20 protein-coding genes are annotated in these 22474 nt (G+C 41.0%); 5 read left to right on the top strand and 15 right to left on the bottom strand.

Annotation, left to right across the window (positions count from 1 at the left end):
* Positions 1-92: 92 nt before the first annotated feature.
* The 4 genes from ABJN95_RS13405 to ABJN95_RS13390 form a co-directional block, all read right to left on the bottom strand.
* On the bottom strand, positions 93-893 hold the full coding sequence (locus ABJN95_RS13405; RefSeq protein WP_348370921.1) for a YHYH protein: 801 nt from the start codon (positions 891-893) through the stop codon (positions 93-95).
* A gap of 326 nt (positions 894-1219) precedes the next feature.
* On the bottom strand, positions 1220-2557 hold the full coding sequence (locus ABJN95_RS13400) for a S41 family peptidase (RefSeq protein ID WP_348370920.1): 1338 nt from the start codon (positions 2555-2557) through the stop codon (positions 1220-1222).
* A complete protein-coding gene (locus ABJN95_RS13395; RefSeq protein ID WP_348370919.1) occupies positions 2554-3003 on the bottom strand; it encodes a MarR family transcriptional regulator in 450 nt (149 codons plus the stop codon). Before ABJN95_RS13395 ends, ABJN95_RS13400 begins: the two co-directional genes overlap by 4 nt.
* A 175-nt stretch (positions 3004-3178) precedes the next feature.
* The gene (locus ABJN95_RS13390; RefSeq protein ID WP_348370918.1) at positions 3179-4795 is read right to left on the bottom strand and encodes a M28 family metallopeptidase; all 1617 of its coding nucleotides are present in this window, start codon (positions 4793-4795) and stop codon (positions 3179-3181) included.
* Between the two features lie 194 nt (positions 4796-4989).
* Here ABJN95_RS13390 and ABJN95_RS13385 point away from each other — a divergent pair, with 194 nt between their 5' ends.
* Genes ABJN95_RS13385 through ABJN95_RS13370 form a run of 4 tightly spaced genes read left to right on the top strand, consistent with a single transcriptional unit; the run spans position 4990 to position 9706 of the window.
* A complete protein-coding gene (locus ABJN95_RS13385) occupies positions 4990-6060 on the top strand; it encodes a VOC family protein (protein WP_348370917.1) in 1071 nt (356 codons plus the stop codon).
* 1 nt (position 6061) lies between these two features.
* Entirely contained in the window at positions 6062-7918 is a 1857-nt protein-coding gene (locus ABJN95_RS13380) for a PQQ-binding-like beta-propeller repeat protein (protein ID WP_348370916.1), read from the top strand.
* A gap of 14 nt (positions 7919-7932) precedes the next feature.
* A complete protein-coding gene (locus ABJN95_RS13375) occupies positions 7933-8700 on the top strand; it encodes an SDR family oxidoreductase (protein WP_348370915.1) in 768 nt (255 codons plus the stop codon).
* A gap of 10 nt (positions 8701-8710) precedes the next feature.
* Complete coding sequence (locus ABJN95_RS13370; protein WP_348370914.1) at positions 8711-9706, top strand: alpha/beta hydrolase; 996 nt, start codon at positions 8711-8713, stop codon at positions 9704-9706.
* A gap of 206 nt (positions 9707-9912) precedes the next feature.
* Here ABJN95_RS13370 and ABJN95_RS13365 read toward each other — a convergent pair whose 3' ends face one another.
* The 11 genes from ABJN95_RS13365 to ABJN95_RS13315 all read right to left on the bottom strand — a co-directional run bounded on the left by ABJN95_RS13365 (position 9913) and on the right by ABJN95_RS13315 (position 20774).
* Positions 9913-10422, bottom strand: coding sequence for a hypothetical protein (locus tag ABJN95_RS13365; protein ID WP_348370913.1), 510 nt, complete (start codon positions 10420-10422; stop codon positions 9913-9915).
* A gap of 84 nt (positions 10423-10506) precedes the next feature.
* On the bottom strand, positions 10507-11049 hold the full coding sequence (locus ABJN95_RS13360) for an SRPBCC family protein (RefSeq protein WP_348370912.1): 543 nt from the start codon (positions 11047-11049) through the stop codon (positions 10507-10509).
* 277 nt (positions 11050-11326) lie between these two features.
* On the bottom strand, positions 11327-12523 hold the full coding sequence (locus ABJN95_RS13355; protein WP_348370911.1) for an alpha/beta hydrolase-fold protein: 1197 nt from the start codon (positions 12521-12523) through the stop codon (positions 11327-11329).
* An 85-nt stretch (positions 12524-12608) separates the two neighbouring features.
* A complete protein-coding gene (locus ABJN95_RS13350) occupies positions 12609-13397 on the bottom strand; it encodes an alpha/beta hydrolase (RefSeq protein WP_348370910.1) in 789 nt (262 codons plus the stop codon).
* A gap of 320 nt (positions 13398-13717) precedes the next feature.
* Complete coding sequence (locus tag ABJN95_RS13345; protein WP_348370909.1) at positions 13718-14017, bottom strand: DUF1905 domain-containing protein; 300 nt, start codon at positions 14015-14017, stop codon at positions 13718-13720.
* Between the two features lie 53 nt (positions 14018-14070).
* Entirely contained in the window at positions 14071-15201 is a 1131-nt protein-coding gene (locus tag ABJN95_RS13340; RefSeq protein WP_348370908.1) for an alkaline phosphatase, read from the bottom strand.
* Between the two features lie 173 nt (positions 15202-15374).
* A complete protein-coding gene (locus ABJN95_RS13335) occupies positions 15375-15926 on the bottom strand; it encodes a DUF6090 family protein (protein WP_348370907.1) in 552 nt (183 codons plus the stop codon).
* Between the two features lie 221 nt (positions 15927-16147).
* Positions 16148-16618 carry a hypothetical protein gene (locus ABJN95_RS13330; protein ID WP_348370906.1) on the bottom strand — a complete coding sequence of 157 codons (471 nt, stop codon included), beginning with the start codon at positions 16616-16618 and terminating at the stop codon, positions 16148-16150.
* A 162-nt stretch (positions 16619-16780) separates the two neighbouring features.
* On the bottom strand, positions 16781-17218 hold the full coding sequence (locus ABJN95_RS13325) for a hypothetical protein (RefSeq protein WP_348370905.1): 438 nt from the start codon (positions 17216-17218) through the stop codon (positions 16781-16783).
* A 245-nt stretch (positions 17219-17463) separates the two neighbouring features.
* Positions 17464-18960, bottom strand: coding sequence for a mannitol dehydrogenase family protein (locus tag ABJN95_RS13320; RefSeq protein WP_348370904.1), 1497 nt, complete (start codon positions 18958-18960; stop codon positions 17464-17466).
* 95 nt (positions 18961-19055) lie between these two features.
* Complete coding sequence (locus ABJN95_RS13315; protein WP_348370903.1) at positions 19056-20774, bottom strand: hypothetical protein; 1719 nt, start codon at positions 20772-20774, stop codon at positions 19056-19058.
* Between the two features lie 159 nt (positions 20775-20933).
* Here ABJN95_RS13315 and ABJN95_RS13310 point away from each other — a divergent pair, with 159 nt between their 5' ends.
* Positions 20934-22325, top strand: coding sequence for a TPM domain-containing protein (locus ABJN95_RS13310; RefSeq protein WP_348370902.1), 1392 nt, complete (start codon positions 20934-20936; stop codon positions 22323-22325).
* Positions 22326-22474: the final 149 nt, after the last annotated feature.

Genomic DNA, 22474 nt, shown 5'->3' with positions numbered 1-22474 from the left:
CTTTTTATACTACTACAGTTTTACAACAATCACTCCCATCTGAGGCAAAGGCAAATGTAAGTTGCGGTGTTAGCTATAATAAAAAATGTCGTTTACATGATAGCATTTGGGGTGCCCTGTAAATCAACTGCAAAAAGGGCGATTATCGACCCCAAGTAAAATTCATTAATGATGTGATAATGATAAAATGCTTCGCCATCACTATGTTGTGTTGCAGCGCTATGCGCTCCAGAGATATCTAAGTCTGTTGGGTAATCTCCTGTGGAACTACATTTTCTGCCATAAATTAAAAATCCATCCGCCATGATACCCACCAGTTTTTCATCATCTTGAGAAAGTACGGTGTTTTCAGGTACATCTGAAGATTCTACATGATAGTGATATCCAGAAGGGCCATTGTGAGCGCCGGCATAATCAAAGGTTTGGGCAATTTCTTCTTCCAATGGCCTATTGGGGCCTTCCGTATCATTGAAAATAGGGACACCCGTTACAGAAATACCAATAGGTCCTAAACCAGTTGCAGAACTAGTAGCGGCTCTTTCTGGTGCGGCAGGAACGGTTACCGTAATACTTCGGTCGCCACCAATTTGACCGGGAGTTAAACGCTCAGCCACTACGGGTTCAATATGAAGCGGATTCGTCTCTTCCCAATAAGGAGACGTGTGGTTGGGCAAACCATTTGAATCAATGGTAATTTCATCTCCATCAAAAGAAATGGTCACCGCATCAGAATTAAATTCATCAAACGCGGCTAATGGGGTGCTAACTGCATCAGAAGGATCCTCTATTTCATCGGTATTTTCATTGTCGTCACTTGCATTATCATCGCTGCAGGATGTAATGAAAATAATAGCTCCAAAAAAAAACAATAGTGTAGATTTTGTGTACTTCATAGTAATCAATTTTTTTATTTAATAAAGGTGTTCTATAGTATAGATGCTTTTTAAGACCGTTTCTTGCGGTGGCCTCTCCATTTTTTGAAATACAGCGATTAGGAATAGCAAAGCTGCCATTGATGTTAGGCTGTTCTGTGTAGTAGTAAGCTGTTTTGCTGCTAGCAGTTGTTAAGAGCGGGGCAGAGCTGAATTTTAGCTGCTGACACCATCAACAATAGCATGCAAAAAACCACAGCAATTCAAGTGTGGTTTTTCTTTTTTACGTACTAAGAGCGCACGAAGTAGCTAAGGTCGCGAGGCCAACCCTACACAATGTATCGCATCTACTCTTTCCCCTTTACATTTTTATCGGTACGACCATTTTCATATAAGCCTTGCAAAGCGGTTACTTTATTACCGTCTGCTAAAAATCGTATTCTAAAACTATCGAGACCTTTTAACATAAACTCATTGCTACTATAGGGAATCAACTCATATTTGGTGCCACCACCTCGCTGATAGCATAGTTTACCTTTCTCGAAGATCACTTTACGTGGACCATAAATTCCTGCGAAGGCTTTCAATGTTTTAGTATCTAAGCTTACCGGATTAGTCTTTAAGTTTAGCTGGGCAAGTGGCCATTCGTAGAAAGCTTGTAGACTTTCGTCAGTGTTATTTTTGGTAAGCAATTCCAAAGCATTCTTATAGGCTACATCCAACGCATCTGCAGCGGGAGTCTGAATATGTGGACTAACCCCAGTGCCTTCCCAATTGGTATTAGTGATCGGGTTAATGGCCCGGCCAGTCGGTAACCAAACCATAAAACGATCTGTCGCCACAACCGAACCACCCGGATGAGCTCCACCACCAGTAGTTTCCCCTACAAGTGTGGCTCGTTCAAGGTGTTTTAAATTATAGCTAAACTCTTCCGCAGCCGAAAAAGTGCTACCACTGGTTAGCACATAAACGGGAGTATGCGGACTGCGCGTACCACTCACATGCGGTAAGGTCCAAGTTTGAGAATTTTGATCCGACGGACGGGTATAGAAATTGTTCAAATGAACGGGGTCGCTTTCAAAGAGGTAACTTGTTATGAGTTGGATCATTGCGGGACTGCCACCTCCATTATTTCGAAGGTCAATAATAATCGCATCGGTATTACTCAAAAAATTCATAACCGACACGGCAGTCCCTCCGGCGAATGCGACATTAGAAAAACTTCGAAGATCCAAATACCCAATATTTCCGGCCATAATTTTCACCTCCTTAAAACCAAAGTTATTTCGCTTCATGTTGTTGACACGCCGATTCAAGTAAGCGATGCTGTCTTCAGGTGTTACCGCCTGCCGTTGCGCAGCTATGCGACCAGGAGCAAAAGTGACCCTTAAATGTTTATCCTTGCTAATCGCTTGTAGATCTTCGGTTAAGGTGACGGCAAATTCCTGAGGATCTATGATGGCTTTATAATTGCCGTTCTCAAGTTTCGATTTCATACTTGAAGACATCTTAATAGCAACCTCAGGGAAAACATAGTTTGCGGTCAGTTTACTGCTTAGAGAGTCAACAACCGTTTGTTGTTCCTCTGGTGTTAATGGCGCCACCTTTTGCTGTGCGTTTAGTTGAGCGCCAAGCAACATTAAAAAGGCGACTATAACTACGGTAAATTGGCTTTGAGTTTTCATAATGTCATGTTTTTTGCACAATTGGTTCTGATTTTGTCTAAAATGATTTCCAATTGCTCGAGTTCGTTTTTTGTGATTCCTTGCAATGATGAATTTCTATTGTGATGAATAATGGGAGGAAGGGTTTGCAGAACTTCCTTTCCTTTGTTGGTGATTTCTATTTTGTAACGCCTTCTGTCTTCAAGATTCATGGAGCGTTTTAGGTATTTTTTCTGAACCATGGTATTAATCATACGCGTCATTGAGGCGTTGTCTTTAAAAATCAGTTCGGCAATTTCTTTTTGTGTAAAGTCTGGATACTCATTTAGAAAGAGGAGTACCAAACCCTGATCGATGGTCATGTCTTGTATTTGTTCTGAAATGTTTTTTTGTGCAAATTTTCGATACTCCTTAATGGTGCTTTCGATGACATGAAAAATTGTTTCCGACGGAAGAGCCAGGTTCATATATTATGTATTTGATATAAATATAATTGATATATCAATTATATAGTTCAATTTTAACTTTTTTTTTAATCTATAAGCTTCTCAATAGCTAAGTGTAGCTATCTTATTGAAGTGATACAGATCGCAGATCACAATTAAATACAGCAGTTATAGATAGTAGTTGTCCGTATCACTTTTACTTTCTAGCAGCTTTAAATTCACTGCCTTCGTACCATTTTGGAAAATTAGCTTCATTGGCCAATGTCAAGCCTACATTAAAAAAAAGTTGTAGGTCGAATTGCACTCCGCTTAATTCCATTGTCTCTGCCTGGTATTCATCTGATGGCTGATGGTACTTGTACGTAAGATAGTGGTCCTTGGCCTTTTTTATTTCTTCAATAGTTTGGTCAAATCCCTCGTAGGAACCACTTGCATATAGTGCAGGAATACCAATTTTCGCAAAGTTGAAATGGTCTGATCTAAAGAAATACCCTTTTTCAGCATCTGGATCTGGAATGATGTATCTGTTTTGTTCTAAGGCTGCCGCTTCTGCATATTCATCCATTTCAGATTGACCGTATCCGATAATTGTTAGATCCTTCATTTTACCCGGACTATCGAGCGCATCAATATTAATATTTGCTACTGTTTTACTAGGGGTATAAATGGGATTTTCAGCGTAGTATGCCGAACCTAGCAAACCTTGCTCTTCACCCGTTACAGCAATGAATACGACAGTACGTTTTGTCGTATTACTTTTTTTGAACGCTTCGGCTATTGCTAGTAGACCGGCGGTTCCAGAAGCATTATCGACTGAGCCGTTATAGATAGAATCGCCTTCAATTGTTTTGCCAATACCAAAATGATCCCAATGTGCAGAATATATAATAAATTCATCTTTTCGATCTGTACCAGGTATACGAGCAACTACGTTTTTGGAAACATCTTTTTTGATTTTGTTTTGAATCCCCACAGTTGCTTTTAATGCTAGAGGAATGGGTTGAAAATCACTATTTCTTGCAAGGGTCTTATAGTCTTGACCTTTTAATGTCGAAGCATCAAACATTTTTTTGGCACTTTCACCACTTATCCAAGATTCGACATTTAGCAACGGCAAATCACTTTCAATAACTAGTCGTGCCCCGCTCCAGCCAGATTCAATTACATTCCAACCATAAGAGGCTGGCGCTGTATCGTGAATAATGATTAGTCCGTCAGCTCCTTGTCGGGCCGCTTCTTCATATTTGTACGTCCAACGGCCATAATAGGTCATTTCATTGCCTTTAAATAGGGTAGAGTCACCTGATTGAAATCCGGGGTCATTAATTAAAACGACAGCTGTTTTACCTTTCCAATCAATTCCTTCATAGTCGTTCCACCCGTATTCTGGAGCAACAATGCCGTAGCCTGCAAAAACAAGTTCAGAATTTTCAAGACCAACTTCGGTTTCTACTTTGTTGGTTGTGGCCACAAAGTCTTTTAAGGCTTTTAAATTGAAACTTCCATTATTTCCTGAAATAGTCATATTTTCGGAAGGCGTACCTGTGATTTCTACCATAGGAACATCTTGAAAATAGCTATCACCATTGCCTGGTAAAAGGCCTAAGTTTTCAAATTCATCTTTTAAATAATTTACGGTTTTTTCTTCACCTTCTGTAAACGGTTTTCTTCCCAAAAAGGCATCTGAAGCAAGACGCTCCATATGATTACCAATAGTGGCTTGGTCAATTACAGCTACTTCTGCATTGTCTTTTTTTTCGTTCTGACAACTAATAAAAAGGAGTATCACTATAATTTTTAGAGCATTTTTCATAATCTGTGTTGTTTAAGATATCGCTAACATTGAGACCGAGGTTCTTGATTGTATTTTTTTAAATAGTCATAAAGAGCGTATTGCAATGTAAACAAATCAAACAGATAAAAGCTACAAAACCGCTTGCAAATGAGCCGATACGGCATAAGACAAAGGAATAAAAAATAAGCCTATATTTAAGGAAAGTATTTTAAATGAAAAAGCAACTGCGGTTCCAATGGATAACTATGATCTTTTTATCCATCTTCTTAGGGAGCAGCATGTATGCTCAAACCGACCCTAAGGCCACTCTTAAAGATTCCCCTACAACGATTATTGGCTTCAATCATATTGGTATCTCGGTATTCGACCTTGACAAAATGGTAGCTTTTTATGAAAAGGCGACGGATTTTGAAATCGTAAAAAGAGAAAAGGTGCAGCAACATGCCGCTGTGGACATCCTTTTTGGGCGATCTGATGTTGCCTATGAGCGGGTGACCTTTAAAGCCCCTAACATGCTGCTTGAATTGACGGAGTATGTAGGTCAACAAAATACTAAGCTAACAAAAATGCTTCCGCAAGGTCCGGGTATGACGCATACCTGTTATCAGTCTCCGTCTTGGAAATCAGGCTATGACAAATTCAAAAATGCTAAAATAAACCTTTTGAGTAGGGGAGATGAAGCTGTTGACTTAGGCGGCTATGGGGTGACCTACGCCTATGGCCATGACCCAGAAGGCAATATGCTCGAGTTAGAGCAAATGGAGGCGCACTTTATGAAACAAGCTGGTATGGACAGCCTTTGGTTACAACAAAATGATATGTGGATGACCCAAGTAGCGATTATGAGTCCTGATATCCAAAAAATTTCCGATTTCTATAGGGGCGTTTTGGGGTTTTCGCCGAATCGAAAAGCAAAACTAGAAGGGATGGAACGCTTAGATGATATTGCCGGCCAAGATGGAGTTGTGCTTCACGCCACCTGGTACAAAATGGATGGCTTCGGTAAAATGCTAGAACTTATGCAATATGAACATCCGAAGACGTCAGACAAACGCTCTAAAAAAGACCCCACCGCATTGGGCTATACCTTTTCATTGGAAGTTTCCGACATACAGCAAGAATATGAGCGCATGAAAAATATGGGTGTAGCATTCTTGAGCGAACCCCAACTTATTGGTGAATTCTATGAAGTATTTGCGCATGATGTAGATGGCAATGTCTTCTCTTTGCGACAGGTTGTAAGTAAAGCCTCTGCGTATTCCATGCAAAATTTTGATTATTGATATGCAACATAAACTACTAGGTATTCTCTTTATCAGCCTATGCTTTTTACAATCTTGTACGGAAAAAGAAAGCGAAGAAGAAATCGCCAAAAGAGCGGGGGCTGTTATCTACCAAACCAATTGTGCTGCCTGCCATAACGGTACACTTTCAGAGGCCCCGAAATTGGCTAGTTTGCAATTGTTATCTAAAGAAGCTATCATCAACACTTTGCGCAAAGGGGTGATGCGAAATCAAGCAAGTGCCTTGAGCAAAGAACAACATGAACAATTGGCAGCCTTTATTGCCGCAGGGAATGAGTCTGGGTCTGTGAATACCGTCATAGCCGGAAAATGTGATGAGGAAACTATCAATGAAACTCCCAATGCAATGCCTCTAATCGGCAATTGGGGTATGGGTCTACAAAACCAGCGCTATTACGATGGCGCTGATTTAAAGATTACTGCCGAGAATGCTCCCCAACTTAAACTGAGTTGGACATTTGCTTTTCCGAATGCGACACGAGCGCGGTCGCAACCTACCATTGTAGGCAACACCCTGTACACAGCGAGTCAATACGGAACCGTCTATGCCTTGGATCGCAAAACAGGATGTATTCGATGGACGTTTCAAGCCGATGCAGAAGTCCGTAGTGCCTTGGTCGTAGGTACCGATGAAAATGGGGCGGCCAGCCGTTTGTATTTTTCTGATTTTAAGGCAACCGTATACACACTCGATTTAAAAACAAAAAAACTCCTTTGGAAACGCAAAATAGATGAGCACCCTCTTGCTACAATTACAGGTTCTTTAAATGCATTTGAAAATCGATTGTATGTTCCGGTTTCTTCCATGGAAATTATTTCCGCCTATGATGAAAACTATGAATGTTGCACGTTTAGAGGGTCGATGGTTGCCTTAAATGCCGATACTGGAGAACAAATCTGGAAAACCTACACCATTGCCGAAGCGGCAAAACCGAATGGAAAAACCAGAGTTGGAACAACAAAAATGGGACCTTCGGGCGCGCCGATTTGGACCACTCCTACAATTGATACCAAACGTAAGGTCTTGTATTTTGGTACAGGCGAAAATTATAGCCGCCCGGTTTCCAAAACGAGTGATGCAATTATGGCTTTGTCTTTAGAAGATGGTAACATTCTTTGGACCCAGCAAATGTATGCCGATGACGTCTGGAACGGTGCCTGCGTGTATCCGCCCTACGGACCTAACTGTCCGGAGTATCACGGTCCTGATGCCGATTTTGGGGCTCCAGTAATTTTAAGTACTTCTGGAGAACGAGATATTTTATTGGCAGGGCAGAAGTCTGGTGATGTCTTTGCGCTTGACCCAGACAATAACGGAGAAATCATTTGGACCGCCTTAGTAGGAAGGGGAGCCATTATGGGAGGTGTGCATTGGGGAATGGCGAGTGATGGACAAACACTGTATGTTCCCATCAATGACCAAAATGAGTATAGCTTGCATAAAGACCAACCCATTCAACCGGGTGTTCATGCCTTGAATATCAGCGACGGCAAACGTCTTTGGTCAACCCTTGAAGACAATCGTTGTGGAGATGATGAAGAATGGCAGTGCGGTCCGGGTATCAGTGCGGCCATCACGGCAACTCCAGAAGTGTTGTTCGCTGGTGCTTTAGATGGCATGCTAAAGGGCTACCACACCAAAACCGGAAGGGAAATTTGGTCTTTTAATACGGTACGGAATTATGATGCCGTAAACGGTGCAAAAGCTTTTGGCGGTACTATTGATTCTGACGGCCCTGTGGTGGTTGGTAATCAATTGTTTATCACTTCGGGATATGCTAAATTCAATGAACGCCCCGGCAATGTGTTGTTGGCTTTTGAGGTAGGTACAAACTAATTAAAAATTAAGATTTGGAATTATTTGATTTAACGCATAAGGTCGCTATTGTCACAGGTGGTAATAGTGGAATTGGGTTAGCCTATGCCAAAGGCTTGGTAAAAGCGGGTGCAAAAGTTGCCATTTGGGGAAGAAATGTAGAAAAAAATGAAGCAGCCAAAAAAGTTTTGGAAAATTTGGGTGGCGAAGTGATGACATATGCAGCAGATCTGACTCAGGCTGTTAGGGCGCGCGAAGCGTTTCAAGCGACCAAAGCGCATTTCGGAAAAGTAGATGTCTGTTTTGCCAATGCCGGTGGTGCAGGCCCTCAAGGGCAACGCTTGCACCAAATAAGTGAAGATGATTGGAATGCTGTAATAAACCTGAACCTGAATAGCGTGGTGAACACGTACAAACCAGTTATTGCCGATTTGTTGGAAAGAGAGGCTCCTGGAAAGTTAATCGTGACTTCTTCCATCGCCGCTTTAATAGGTACGGGGTTTTCTGCTGGATATGCCACAACGAAGTCTGCAGTCTTGGGTTTGACACGATCGCTTGCGGTAGAATTGGGAAATAAAGGAATTCAGGTAAATGCGATTTTACCCGGATATATCGAGACAGAAATGTCATTAAACGCTCCAAAAGTGTTTCAGGAAGCTACCCTTCGGCGCTCCTGTTCAGGGAAGAACGGAACTTTGGATCAAATGGAAGGCATTGCCGTTTTTCTTGCTTCGAGTAGCAGTGATTTTATGACTGGTCAAAGTATTGTATTAGACGGAGGGCATACCATTTTCCCACTGTAAAAATGGCATCATGAGATGGAAATATGTTAAATGGGCGATTGTAATTACAGTTGTGGTACTTCTTCTGGTACCATGCTATCGCTATTTTGGTTCTATAGATTGGTCTAGAAAACACAGCACCAGAATTGCTGCGCTTCCCTTACTTCAAGCAAAAGACGATACAGGAGAATTTCGACTACCAGCAGGAGATTTTGAATATTTTGCTAGGGTAGCTGGCCTCCAAAACCAAGGCCCAGCTGTCATCTTATTGCACGGTTTTCCCGAATCTTCTATCATGTGGGCAGACTTGTTAAAAGAGGCTGCCAAAGAGGGCTATCGGGTAGTTGCTTTTGATCAAAGGGGGTATAGCCCGGGTGCAAGGCCCAAAGGCAAGGAGCATTACCAGATCGATGTATTGACAAATGATGTAATAGCGGTTGCCGATCAGCTGGGCTTTGATAGCTTTCATTTGGTCGGTCATGATTGGGGGGCTGTGGTGGCTTGGAATACGGCCATCGAATATAATGAGCGGCTTCGCAGTTTGACGACCCTCTCCATTCCGCATTTGGGCGTTTTTTTTGATGCGGTGCTCAATGATTCAGAACAACAGCAACGAAGTGGTTATATAAAAAAACTGCAAAACCCATTTTTGCCTGAATATAAATTTGTAGCCAATCGACAGCAATTTTTTAAACAGATGATGCGTAATAGTCCGAAAGATCAACTGAAAGAGTATATCGCTTTACAGTCAGAATTGGGTGCGACCACGGCCACGTTAAATTGGTATAGAGCTTTGGATATAAACAAAATAGTTGGTGAAAAAACCTATATAAAAACAATCAATAGCCCCACTTTATTTATCTGGGGATCAGAAGATATGGTAATTGCCCCTGCTATTATTCCCGAACAAAAAACTTGGATCGCAGCCTCGTACAAAGAAGTTGTCTTGCCTACAGGCCATGGGCTTATTCAATCACAAACCGACACGGTCATTGGTGCAATACTAACGCATTTTAAGGAAAATTAGCTTTGTGGTACTAGCCTAGGTAAGCGCATATTGATCAGCATTAATTTCCATAGCGTATAGCATCATTGTACCAGGGGAATATACTAATTGTCGCTGCCAGCCGTACTGTAGACTAACAATTTATGAACGACGCGTATTATACGTTTTGGTCATTTGGGTTTGCATAATGACCATGAAATATGGCCCTAGAGGTATGCAGCTTTATATCATTTCGAGGGCAGACTGTCTTTGGGTTCTGGATAGTTTCCGATATGCCATTCCCACTCTTTGTTGTCAATGCGGAGGTAATCTTTAAAATCAGCAGGTCCTTTCCGCTGGTATTCCCTCCAGAATATAATTTTTCCATTTTTCAGTTCAACTACTACCGTTCCAGTATCTGCAGAATCTTTTTCATAGCTAAAGGTATATTCGCCCGCACCGGTTTGCGTTTGTGTGTCGAACCAAAGCCTATGAAATTTCATTTTATATGCCTCAGTCAGTTCATCAAAATAGGGGCGAAGTTGATCATGCCCTTGATAGTACTGAATATTTGGAGGCTCCATATAGATCGCATCGACGTCAAAACTGCTTAGGGCCAAAGTGGTATTTTGAGTTGACCAGCCGATGGCAACCTGATTCATGAGGGCTTTGAATTCGGCCTCATTAAGCTTGTTCTCCTTTTGACAGGCGCTAAGTATAAGCATTGGAACAAAAAACAGGGCTATTGGTTTTTTCATCGCTTGGTATTATCAAAAGAAGCAGCTGTTTAAACTGCGAATGGGCAAGTTGTTTTGGTCAGCTTAGGGCTAAGGATAAATACCTTAGTTTTCAATTGCATTATAATTCTTTAAATTTTCCTCAATAGTCTTTTTCAGGCTTGCTAGATTGGTTTCCTCCTGTGCTTTAATAGCACTTCCCATTAAAACCATGATGGATTTTGAGACCATCCCATTTCCGGTAGCTGTAGTACTTGAAGTGATTTTGGTTTTTCCACCCATAGGCGTCATTGAAAGTTTATAATCCATATCCATAAAATCTGAGCTAAAGTTCATCGATACAGATTCGTCTGGCACAATTTCGGTAATGGTTTCTCGAATAGTCATTTCCTGTCCATCATCAATAAAATAGACATCTGAGACCGCACCTACTGCATTGGGTGTGCCACTCACATGTTCAATTTTTTGTAAACCTTCTAACCATGCTGATAATTTCTCTTCATCTTGACTAACCGCCCAAGATTCCGCTAATGGCTTATCGACTAGTATTTCGCATTCATAAGAGAGTTCCGACTTGATTATACCTAAAAGGAAAAACCCGATAATCAAGAGGGCTAAAATTCCAAGGATGTACTTTAAATATTTCATAGGTTTTATTTTGATATATTTTAATATGCTGCTGTAGCCGCTTCAATTAGCAATAGAGCGGGAGGTTATTTCATTCAGAAAAACCTGTCTGAATCAATGGGGGAGTGTCGTAACAAGGTACTAAATTTCTTTAGAAACATCTGGTGTATGGTGGTGGTTACTAGTTGCAAACTAGCAGTTGGGGGACTTACAATTTGTAAAAACCTTAGATGGCGACCCCTTGCTATTTGCGGTTTGAAGTCTAGAAAAATTTATAAACTGCTTGAACTGTTGGTAGTCAGTCCGCATTATTTTCCGAAAGTTCTTTTGCCCTTTTATAATATCGTGAAGCCTTCCTTTCCTTTTTTAATCCTTTGTATATATCTCCTAATCCATTTAAAGGTCTTGCAGCCTTGGGATGTATTTCTGCCAAAAGGGTGAATAGGTCTAGGGCTCTATCATAGTGTTCATTTTCCAAATAAAAATCAGCTATTGAACAGCCCCTGTTCATGCTCAACCTGCTGATAAAGCCTGTGTTTATGAATTCATTTACCAAAAGGTCAAATTGATCAAAGTTATTCGCGCGTATGGCGTTTCTAGTCAAACTGAACATCGTCCAATCAGATAAATCGGTCGAAAACCCGTACTGCGCGGCTCTCTTTTGGTAATAGGCATAAACATTAGGCAAGCCTCCCGCATTTCCGAATTCTTTAAGACTGCTGAATTGTAATTCGGGATAGTAGTTGAAGTACTTCTTGAGGCCGTGATACAATGTAGTGAAGGGGGTAGATCGATGTTCTTCTCCTTCCAATTCAGCAAAGGTCCAACGCATTGTTTTTGGAGCTTTGTTTCTTAAAAGCCGAGATAGTTCATCCGTTCCATCTTTTACCACCCCTTCGTTGGTTCCTGAAGTAAAATAGAGTTGTTTATTGAACTTGGGATTTTCCTCGAGAAGGCTATCTACAATCCTGATTTTTTCCTTTACTGGAAATGGACTTGCTGCAATATAGGCTTCAAACAAATCTGGCGCTTTTGTCATCGTTTCTATTACGAATCCCCCGGCATAGGCCCAACCAAATAGCATTCGTGTCTCTGATGTACGGAATTCTGTATTGACATAGTCAATGACCTCGGTTTTGATATAGTCTCGATACTGCTGTGAATTGGTACTATAGTTCCTGTTTCTATCTGAAGGGTTTTTTGTAATACCGACTACAATGAACTCGGGAGTTTGTTCAAATTCTACAAAAGATTTTTGCAAACTTACAGCATGTAAAAAATAGCGCTGCCCGTCTAGCACATAGAGCACGGGATATTTTGTGTCAGAGTTTGCGTATCCATCTGGCAAGAAAATTTGAAGCACCCTCTCGTCATTGAGTACCTGAGATTGCATTGAGATGGTAGAACCGACAATGTGATCCTCTCTGCTATGCTGTGCAAATGTCTTGCAACAGCACGAGCAAATAAAAATTGCGATTAAAATTCTTGTATGCATATGTTCATGAGTTACAGCTACTAAAAATTTAGCCATGAACTAAGGTCATCGGCTAGTCAACTGCCTTGCCACTTACCGGGCTACTTTATTCTTTGGCTAGAAAGGCTTTGGCTTTTACGATAAACTCCTCTTTGGTTTCGCCTTCGTGGGCCCCGTGTGCTACATTTGGTAAGATCCAAAGATCGGAGTTTGGTAGGTTTTTCTTTACTCGGGCTACCTCTTCCAAATCCATTCCCTCATCATCGTCGCCCAACATCATTAATACTTCCGGTTGTATGGTCTGTAGATCTTCATTGGTTAAGGCAACGGTATAGTTATTAAACTGCTCCATTAAGGCTTTAATCTTTTCATCGGTACCATGATAGGAGGTTAACCATGGGAAATTAGCTCTGTTTTCGAATGTAAAGGCTTTCTGGAATTCTGGAAAATCATTGACCGTCCAGGTACCCACGGCCCCTATAGTGATCATTGATTCTATCAACGACGGGTTTAGTAGTGCAAGCTGATATAGCACATCACCTCCAAAACTAAATCCAATGGCTTGAATCTTTTGTAGTTTCAAATGTTGAACTAAGGCGTTGAGATCTTCAGCTACCGATTTTAAGGATAGCTTTTCCTTAAACGCGTCAGATTTCCCATGCCCCGTTAAATCTATTAGGTACACTTCATATTCGTCAAAATCGTTAATATAGGGTGCCCAAGATTGGGTAGAAAGGGTATACCCATGTAAAAGTAACAAGGGTGCACCTTGACCATAGCGTTCATAATATAGCTGCTTTCCATTAACCAACACCAATTCTGATTTCTTTGGTGTTTGTGCGAAAGAAAGCGTTGACATTAGAATTAGTACTATAAGAATGGCGTTTTTCTTCATTTCGATTGCCCTTGATTTTGTATTCTAGCTACTGACAAGAGAATATGTATAACACCTTTCTCACTTATCATTTTAGCTGCAATTTATGAAATCGAAGCATAACCCTATATGCAGAGATACGAATTCCTCGATAATTTTCTAGTTTCTTAAATGTTAGTCCATCATACAACCAACTATAAAGCGACCTCCTTTTTTAAATCATTTGTTTTTTTTCGAATCACTAAGAATTTGCAGTAGTTCCATAGCCCGAACGCTGCAGTCGAGTTAGCTTCCATTACCGAAGATTCGTATCAACCTATGTTAGCACCTGGAGGTAAAATCTAAATAAAAATGCTAATTTCCATTTCGGTATTGACTGCAAGGCGAAGCTTTTTTCTGATTTCAGCTTTAATTGGAAGAATATATGCACCCATTTTTGTGTCATACCAAATAGCCGTTTCCCATTGCACGGCATCAATTCGGGCAAGTGCTTTCATCCTTCCCCAGCCTTCTTCTTGCCATCCTAGGTTTTTCCTTATTTCTTTGGATATAATTTTTGGCAAGGAGACAAAATACCAACCACTTGGCGCATCATCTTTCCACATTTTGGTCGAAAATACATATGCAATTTTACCATTCATAGCATTGGAGAAACCCTAGTTACATTTCTAGTTTGATGCTTACTTGCGTGCTATTAATTCTTCGTATTCCAATTTGTTTCGTTAAGTATCTTATGAAAGATCTCCGTATTTTCATAAACACCAGAAAAGGCTTCAGCTCCTGGACCATAGGCAAACACGGGGATTAGTGTGGCCGAATGCCCACCGGTAGAAAAAGTACCTGTAATTTCATTATAATCACTATAAGACTCGCCCTCTTCTGTTTTTTTTGGAGTTGACGATAAGGTAAATCCTCCAGTTTCATGATCTGCTGTAACTATTACCAATGTATTGCCATCCTTCTCGGCAAAATCCAATGCTTTGCCGATAGCATCATCAAAATCAATTAGCTCTGAGATCAAATAGTCAGCATCATTAGCATGCCCTCCCCAATCTATTTGTGAACCTTCTATCATCAGAAAAAAATTGGAATGAGCAACATCCTTAGTAAGAAATGCTATACCTAGTGCAGTGGCTTTAGGTAAAAAATCACCACGTCCTTTGGCAACAGGTTCCATGGCGTCATCTGCTAAGGCGTATCCCATTTTCGAATACTGTTTTATTCTTTCAAAATCGCCCAAGGCCGTAGTATCTATTCCAAATCCTTTTGCTTTCAATTCGGCTATTAAGTCTTTCTTATCTGTTCTTTTATTAAAAAACTTTGTTCCGCCGCCCGCAAAAAAATCAATATCAGAAGCTACCATATCTAAAGCAATGTCTTCATATAAGCCCCTATTTATGACATGCGCGTAGAAACTTGCGGGAGTAGCATGTTGTATGGATGACGTAGAAATTACTCCAGTTTTGATATGCAAAGGAGACACTATTTCAACTAAATTTTCAACTTCAGTTGAATCATCGGCAACCCCAATTGCCCCATTATAGGTTTTTACTCCTGAGCCAAATGCTGTGGCACCTGCCGCAGAGTCAGTAATATCTTCTCTTGAGGAGGATGTTTTAATAAGCCCTATATGCTTAAAGCGTGCGAAATTCGGTTTTGTTTTCTTAAAATAAAATGCAGATGAAATCTGTGACAAACCTGTACCATCTCCAATAAGTAAAATAACATTTTTAGCCTTTAGAGGTACTTCCTTTTGCACCATTTGCGATTTACAAGAGAACAATGCTATTCCTAGCAGTAGGTAAGTCAGGTTTTTGAATGTCATGCGTGTATACTTAAATTATGCTAAGGTTTTATAGGGTACCAAGTTAATCTATTTCTTTAATTCTAGTAAGTGGTGTAAATGGCTTACTGTTGCCATAAGTTGCAAACCTGCATACGAGAGAGGAGGCCAGCCGCAGCGGAAGGTCTTGGTTCGGCCATATACACTATCGCTATTTAATCGGTGTTGTTTGCAGGTTCATTTTTTAATATTTCTTCGATTTCGGCATGTAGTTCTTTCTCGGCATTAACGATATCTAAAATAGTCATCATGAGCATTTCTTTCTTTATTTTATCGGTCTTTTCAATGTTTTGAAGTAAAAAATCCATTTGTCTTTCTAGTCTCATTTCCAGATTTTCTTTTCTTTCTTGAATATCAGCTAATGCTGATAGTCTTTCATAGGCTATCAATTCAATCTTAGCATTGGCCATAGCATTCCACGAATTGGTTTTAATACTGGGTGCATGAATACCATTAGATTTTGTAATCATATCGTATATAGAGAATTCTTCATTAGTCAAGTACTTTTGAATACTATCAACAGATGCCAGTTGTTTTGGAATTGTTTTTTCTATATCTGCGGCGCTTTCTTTCAATTCCTTTTCGATAGATGAAAACATTTGACTTAGATATTTCTTATCCTTTCTATCCTCATTCCAATTATTGATAAATAAGGCAATCAATATTCCGATGATTACGGGTACAATTTCTCTGATAAATTGCTTCATTCTTTTGTATGTATTTGGGTGGAATCTGCTCCCAAGATAAGATATATTTTTTCTTGCTGACCGATAGCAATAGTATAGGGTAAAAAGTCACCCTATTTCTATAATAGCGCCTTGATTACTGTTGTAGACAGCTGTCGTAGGCGAACGCCAGCGGGTGCCAGCTGTGGCATGCTTACTTTTGATGGCCGAGCAGAATGCTAATATTGGTAGGGAGCATAGCTTTACTCTTTTCTGCTTTTTAGGATTTTTTTAATTTTCCTTGAAGGTTTCATTTTGTTATCTGCGTTGGAACAATAGTTAACCAAAACTTCTTCTGATTGATTATAAATTTCATCATTACTTAATTGTCGCTCCGTGTTTTCTAGCACAACCTTAGACATTGCTGCCATGTAGAGGCCAAGTAAATCATCATTTCCTTTTGTCAATTCCAATGCTTTCTCTCCAATTTCAAAAGTATAGTCAGGAGTTCCAGTCATCCATTTTATAATATACTGAATTGATGTCAATCGATTTAACTCAGACGTATTTGTAGGGTTGTTAAATAAATAATTGGCACATAGCAGCACATTAGCTTGTTCAGTCTTGTAACTTTCTACAGAATTAAATTCATAGTGCTCTAATTCATTAAAATTTTGTGCAATTGATACATGAGAAACGAGTAAAACTGTTATGACAAGAATGATTTTTTTCATAAAAAGGTTTTTGTTACATATGATCTATGATACTAGAGTAAAGTAAGGTTACAATATTTCTTCAATTGTGAATATTTGTACTGTTGACAGCACAACCAAGATGCTCGCAATCCGGGAACTGTTGGGAAAAGCTATGTTTTATATGTTGTTGGCAAATGTTTATTATAGGTAATTAAAAAATAGTTCAACAAAAACACCAAGAATAACACTTAATATAGCTGCCAAACGCGACAAACGTTTTAATTGAAATGTGTTTGCAAATGCTAGCCATAGACATAACACCGCACAAATCGATAAAATTATGGTTCCGTATAAAGGTACTATGCTATTGAAAAGACCTATTTGATTAAAAAGAGGATCTAGCAAAGCAGTAAATCCAAAAAGAGCTAACGTAAAATTCGTCTTTTCATGCCCAATAAATAGGTAATAACTTGCAATTATTAGTTCAATACTAATGGCCAATGGACCAAATTGGTTATAGTATGCTCTTTTAAAATATGCCTCAAATCCTTGAGGAAATTCAATCTTTAATATAAATGCTATACTTAAAGCAGCACCAATACTCAAAAGTAATAATGAAATATTTTTTCTTTTTTTCATGAGGCCATCTGAATTTTTGCCAACAATTGTGTATAGTAATACGTTAGTATATGCGCAGTATGCGTACCACAAGATAAAAAACTAATTAAATAAATTCGTACAACTACCGACGAGAGCCTGTCATAAATAGGTCAGTAGCAAGCGAACATTGTACTGTAATCTCTAAAGCCCAAAATTCAAGTAATAGTTTGCAGGGGTATTGCGGTTTTCAGTAGCGCAAGCAATTTTTTTAAGCTTGGTATACCCTATAACAGGTCTTGCATCAACTTCTTAATATCATTCGTTTCAAATAGCTCTTGTCGCATAGCCGTATAACAACTAGCAAAGCGCTCATTCCCAGAAAGCCCACCAAAAAGCGATTCTAGTTGAAGGAATGCCAAGGAGTTATTGGTGGTTTCTTTCGCGGCTTGATACAGTTCGTCTTGCATCGCATCAATAATTTCTAGGGGTTGTCCGTTTTGGTCCGCCTGTTTATCGCTATAATAACACCAAGCCGCAATCACCAAGGTGGCGAACTTAATGCTACCGCCAGTAGCCAAATTCTCGTGAATCGTCGGAATTAAAAATTTAGGCAATTTGGCCGAGCTTTCCGAACAAATACGGCTGACGCTGTCTTTGATATTCGGGTTGGCAAAACGTTCGAGCAGGCTGTTTTTGTAGTCCTCCAAATCAATGCCTTCGATGTTTCCTAAGATAGGGGTGGCCTCTTGGTCTAGAAAGGCACCTAAATAGCTAACGAAGGTTTCGTCTTCCATACAGACATTGATAGTAGGGTGGCCGTGTAGTGCTCCTAAAAGCCCCAAAACGGAATGCCCCGCATTGAGCAGTCGTAGTTTCATCTTTTCATAAGGCCCTACATCAGCTACGAATTGTACGCCTACCTTTTCAAAGGCGGGTCGCCCATTCGAGAACTTATCTTCTACCACCCATTGTATAAAGGGCTCGCAGGTAACAGGCCAGCCATCTTGTACACCATAGTTTTGTGCTAGCGATTCGATATCTGCCGCGGTAGTAACTGGAGTAATACGGTCTACCATGCTATTCGGAAAGCAAACTTCTTGGGCTATCCATGTTGCCAGTTCAGGGTCTTGTACCTCGGCAAAGGCGAGGAGCATCTTGCGCGCCATGTCTCCGTTATGCTCAATATTATCGCAAGACAGTACTGTAAAGGCGGGCAAACTTCCATCGCGGCGTCTTTTTAAAGCTGCTGTTAAAAAGCCATAGACTGTTTTAGGGTCGTTTGGGTTTTGTAATTCGTGTTGTATGTCTGGGTTGTCAAAATTGAACACCCCAGTGGTAGGGTTAAAATTATAACCACCTTCGGTGATGGTCAGTGAAACAATTTTAGTACCTGCATGCGCCATACGCGCGATGACGGGTTCTGGGTCGGTGATTCCTAATTTAAAATCGACTATCGAACCTATGACTTCCGCATCGATTTTTCCACTAGGGTGTTTGACCATCAGGGTATACAAATGGTCTTGGGTTTTGAAAATATCGTAGAGATTGGTATCCGCTTCGCGCAACCCAATCCCGCAAATCCCGGTCGGGGGCACGGGGGCGGAGGTCCCCGCGCCTTTTTTGAGTTGGTTTAGGTAATATGCTAAATGCGATCGGTGGAATCCGCCGACGCCGATATGTACGATGTCTGCGTTAGCTTCAGAACGTGCGTATTTGGGCACGGGAATACGGGTTCCTATGGCTGCTAAATTCGCTTGATTCAGTTGTATTGGGGTTTCCATGTGTATGCTACCGTGTTTGTCTCGATAATCGAGATTTAATTTGTTCTAGAGCTGTCTTTACATCAAAATGTATTTTCCTTGAAAGTCTTTTGGGACTATCCTGAAGTGGTTTGCTTACCACGTTTCAGCGCCCAATAGGCGAGTGCGAAATAAATGATCGTACAAAGGAAAGCATAGGTGTAAAAGAGTTCCCGATTTGCGATATAATTGGCTTCTGTAGTACTTCCAAATAGCACATTACAGGCCAACACCAAAGTAGCGACCAAGGCCGAAATAGCTAAAAATTTTAATCCCCTGGAGAACATAGAAACATCCTTTGGAGTACTAATTTCTTCCTTTGCTTGCTGTTCTTGAAAGCGTTCGATGGTTTCGTTTCGAACTTTTTCTTCCTCAACTTCTTCACGATAGTCTTGCTTCGCTCCATACCGCGACGCGAGCAAGGTATACACCGCAATAGTAAAAAACCAGGTGGGGATAAAGAGATAATAGAAGGAAATCACATCTAAGGCATTCAAGCCAAAACCGAAGACCAAGCCCAAGGCCCAAGAAGCAACGGCAGGCATACTAAAGGTTAGCCTGCGATACGAAGACCAATAACGCGTAAAGCCTATTCTAGGGAAAAGCTGATGTTCGGCAAATACAATTGCTCCCACAGGAACCACCAGCAAGCCTGCATAGGTGAGTAGCGGCAGTATTTGTGAAAACACAAAAGGAAAACAGGCGATGGCTACGGTTACCAACCCGACCACTATGGTCGTTCTCCTGCGAGAATGGTTAAAGAAGATCGCTTGTGCTGCCAAACCTGCTCTATACAAATTCGTAATCGCGGTCGTCCATCCCGCAACAATAACAATCACAAAACCAGACCAACCTAGGGCATAATAGGCTACATCACCCGGGTCGAGTTCTACGATAGACTTTCCTAAGATAACCGCGGCTCCAGCACCCATGATTCCGGCAGCAATCCAAGCCACATAATGACCAAACATCATACCGGTACTGGTGGCATATCCGTAGTTCTTCTTTTTTGCAAAACGCAAAAGGGCCATATCAATCAATCCGAAATGGGTAATGGTATTGGCGGCCCAACCAAAACCGATAACTTCGACCAATCCAATTCCGGGGTCGCCGTCACTGTTGATGCCCGTCCAGATGCTTTGGTCGCCTAGGGTCAGAAAATCGGTCCATCCAGCGGGTAAGGTTTTATCCAAAACATCCAAAGACAAAGCGGGTAATAGCACCATAGCGCCGCTTGTAAACATCACAAAAAGCCAAGGTGCACAGATACCTGAAAATTCAGAAACGGCATTAAAACCATATAGCGCAATGGAAACCACAACGATGCCTACGGCCAAAACGATCAAAATAAACCAGGCATTGGTAGGGTACCAATTGAGCTGCGCTGGAATATCAAAGGCAAAGCGTACTGCTGTCGATGAGACCGTAATCATCGCTGCCGAAATCACCGAAAAGATGATGACATTGGCCCAGTTATACAATTGGGTCATCGAATCACCTGCAATCTTGTTCAGATAGGTATAGAGGCTCAGTCGCGTATCAACAGCAATAGGGGAGGTGATGAACCGCCAGCTCAATACAGCAAGAATATTACCAATCAGCAGACCTAAGATGATATCCATGGTTTTGGCACCAAGTGCCACAAAGGTCGCCCCGATGACAAACTCGGTTGCAGCTACGTGCTCTGCAGCGTAGAGACCGGCAAAATGGGTCCAATCGTGTAATTTGTGTTTTGCTACTGGTAATTGTTCTTCTTCGAGCTTTTTGAGGTCGTCGAAATTGTTGGAGGTACGCATAGGTTTGGTGGGTTATTTTGTAATTGGCCTAAGATAATAAATATGTTTTTGATTTGGGGCGGTCGCAACGGCAGTAAAAAGACTATACCTGAATTAAGGGATATGTTTCCTCAAATAATTTTATAGCTTCGTAGGCGTTAGTCTATCATGCCAATCACTATGAAGCAAGCTCTTTTTCTAAAATTATATTTTTCCTTTGCATCACTAGCAATTTGTACGATTTCCTTAGCCCAAACACCTACCGCCGATTTAGATTCCATTACTGAAGATTCGTATCAGCGCATGTTAGCACGGCAGGCAGCTGACCAAAGTGAGCTAGTGTATCCCCCTTTTGTGGCTCCTGAGTATGATACTAGTTTAGCAAGTTATACGGTAACCAAGGTGCCGAGCCCAAGAGGCGAGGGCATTATTGGTTCTATCTCCGACCCTAATGACATTATAGACTTTGCAGCGGAGCAACGCATCAATGAACTACTGTATGAATTGGAACAAAAATCTTCAGTGGAAGTGGCCGTGGTCTTATTACCGAGTATAGGTTCTGAAGTTCCGAAAAGTTTCGCGGTAGATTTGTTCAACCATTGGAAAATAGGAAAGGCTGATACTGACAATGGCCTCTTGATCTTAACGGTGATGGACCAACGTCGTACAGAGTTTGAAGTAGGCTATGGACTAGAGCCTATTTTGTCTGATGTGGTTTGCTACCGCATTGGTGTTAATGAAATTGTACCTAGCTTTAAGAAAGGTGATTTTGGAGGCGGTATGGAAAAGGCCGTGCTGCGTGTTAAGGAATTTTTGGAGAACCCTGCCGCTATTGATGAAGTATATGGTTACAGTGTGGTTCACGAAGAGCAGGCTTTTGAATGGCAATGGTATCACTTTGCGCTATTGCTATACAGTTTGCTGTGTATCATATTTGGATGCTGGTATTTTGGGCAGGCCTTTGACATTCAACTTTCCAAAGACGACTATTATGACAAATACCATCGTCTCGATAACTTGAAATTTGGTTGTATCCAATATGTATTTCCCTTACCCATGTTATTCTTCGCGAAAATGGCAAAGAAGCGTCTAAATAGATACCGTTACGCAGCTCGCTTTAGTAAAAAGAACGGAAAACCAATGCTTTTAAAAGATGAATGGCGCGAAAATGCCTTTTTGGAGGCAGCCCAGATTTTAGAGGAAAAATTGAATTCGGTTCGTTATGACGTTTGGGTCACTGAAGACCAAAGCGATATTATGATTCTAGAATATGAAGGTCCTAATGGCCGCAAGTATTCCGATTGTAAAGAATGTGGTTATAGAACCTTTGGAAAGAAAAAATCAAGGGTGACCAAACGGCCTACATATGATGATGAGGGAGAACGGGTTGACCATTATGAATGCCGAAACTGTAATTATAACGAAGACAAAGTGATCGTTCTATCGACCCTCGTAAGGGCCAGTGAATCATCATCTTCTTCAGGTTCTTCCTGGTCGTCTTCTTCCAGCAGTTCTTCCTCTAGTTTTGGCGGTGGAAGTTCTGGTGGCGGTGGCTCAGGAGTAAGTTGGTAAGGCATTTCCTTGGGAAGGCAAACTCCAATTTGTACGCGGCACATTGGATTGCTGTTGCATCGAGCCTTTCTGCTTTTCTCATGACAAGCTATGGCGGGATGGATTTTTCCAATTAGTTGGTTCTCGACTCCGCTCGAACTGACCGTAGT

Source organism: Maribacter sp., from assembly GCF_039974175.1.
Lineage (GTDB): Bacteria > Bacteroidota > Bacteroidia > Flavobacteriales > Flavobacteriaceae > Maribacter_C.
Note: the sequence above shows the minus strand (reverse complement) of the source record. Positions and strands in the feature narration are given on the sequence as shown.

What these genes read in the sequence shown, in the direction of transcription:
- ABJN95_RS13385 (WP_348370917.1), top strand. Translation starts at nt 4,990, where the DNA reads ATGAAAAAGCAACTGCGGTTCCAATGGATAACTATGATCTTTTTATCC.
- ABJN95_RS13350 (WP_348370910.1), bottom strand. Translation starts at nt 13,397, where the DNA reads ATGAAGAAAAACGCCATTCTTATAGTACTAATTCTAATGTCAACGCTT.
- ABJN95_RS13340 (WP_348370908.1), bottom strand. Translation starts at nt 15,201, where the DNA reads ATGACATTCAAAAACCTGACTTACCTACTGCTAGGAATAGCATTGTTC.
- ABJN95_RS13400 (WP_348370920.1), bottom strand. Translation starts at nt 2,557, where the DNA reads ATGAAAACTCAAAGCCAATTTACCGTAGTTATAGTCGCCTTTTTAATG.
- ABJN95_RS13345 (WP_348370909.1), bottom strand. Translation starts at nt 14,017, where the DNA reads ATGAATGGTAAAATTGCATATGTATTTTCGACCAAAATGTGGAAAGAT.
- ABJN95_RS13330 (WP_348370906.1), bottom strand. Translation starts at nt 16,618, where the DNA reads ATGAAAAAAATCATTCTTGTCATAACAGTTTTACTCGTTTCTCATGTA.
- ABJN95_RS13365 (WP_348370913.1), bottom strand. Translation starts at nt 10,422, where the DNA reads ATGAAAAAACCAATAGCCCTGTTTTTTGTTCCAATGCTTATACTTAGC.
- ABJN95_RS13405 (WP_348370921.1), bottom strand. Translation starts at nt 893, where the DNA reads ATGAAGTACACAAAATCTACACTATTGTTTTTTTTTGGAGCTATTATT.
- ABJN95_RS13315 (WP_348370903.1), bottom strand. Translation starts at nt 20,774, where the DNA reads ATGCGTACCTCCAACAATTTCGACGACCTCAAAAAGCTCGAAGAAGAA.
- ABJN95_RS13390 (WP_348370918.1), bottom strand. Translation starts at nt 4,795, where the DNA reads ATGAAAAATGCTCTAAAAATTATAGTGATACTCCTTTTTATTAGTTGT.
- ABJN95_RS13310 (WP_348370902.1), top strand. Translation starts at nt 20,934, where the DNA reads ATGAAGCAAGCTCTTTTTCTAAAATTATATTTTTCCTTTGCATCACTA.
- ABJN95_RS13360 (WP_348370912.1), bottom strand. Translation starts at nt 11,049, where the DNA reads ATGAAATATTTAAAGTACATCCTTGGAATTTTAGCCCTCTTGATTATC.
- ABJN95_RS13325 (WP_348370905.1), bottom strand. Translation starts at nt 17,218, where the DNA reads ATGAAAAAAAGAAAAAATATTTCATTATTACTTTTGAGTATTGGTGCT.
- ABJN95_RS13320 (WP_348370904.1), bottom strand. Translation starts at nt 18,960, where the DNA reads ATGGAAACCCCAATACAACTGAATCAAGCGAATTTAGCAGCCATAGGA.
- ABJN95_RS13380 (WP_348370916.1), top strand. Translation starts at nt 6,062, where the DNA reads ATGCAACATAAACTACTAGGTATTCTCTTTATCAGCCTATGCTTTTTA.
- ABJN95_RS13370 (WP_348370914.1), top strand. Translation starts at nt 8,711, where the DNA reads ATGAGATGGAAATATGTTAAATGGGCGATTGTAATTACAGTTGTGGTA.
- ABJN95_RS13335 (WP_348370907.1), bottom strand. Translation starts at nt 15,926, where the DNA reads ATGAAGCAATTTATCAGAGAAATTGTACCCGTAATCATCGGAATATTG.
- ABJN95_RS13355 (WP_348370911.1), bottom strand. Translation starts at nt 12,523, where the DNA reads ATGCATACAAGAATTTTAATCGCAATTTTTATTTGCTCGTGCTGTTGC.
- ABJN95_RS13395 (WP_348370919.1), bottom strand. Translation starts at nt 3,003, where the DNA reads ATGAACCTGGCTCTTCCGTCGGAAACAATTTTTCATGTCATCGAAAGC.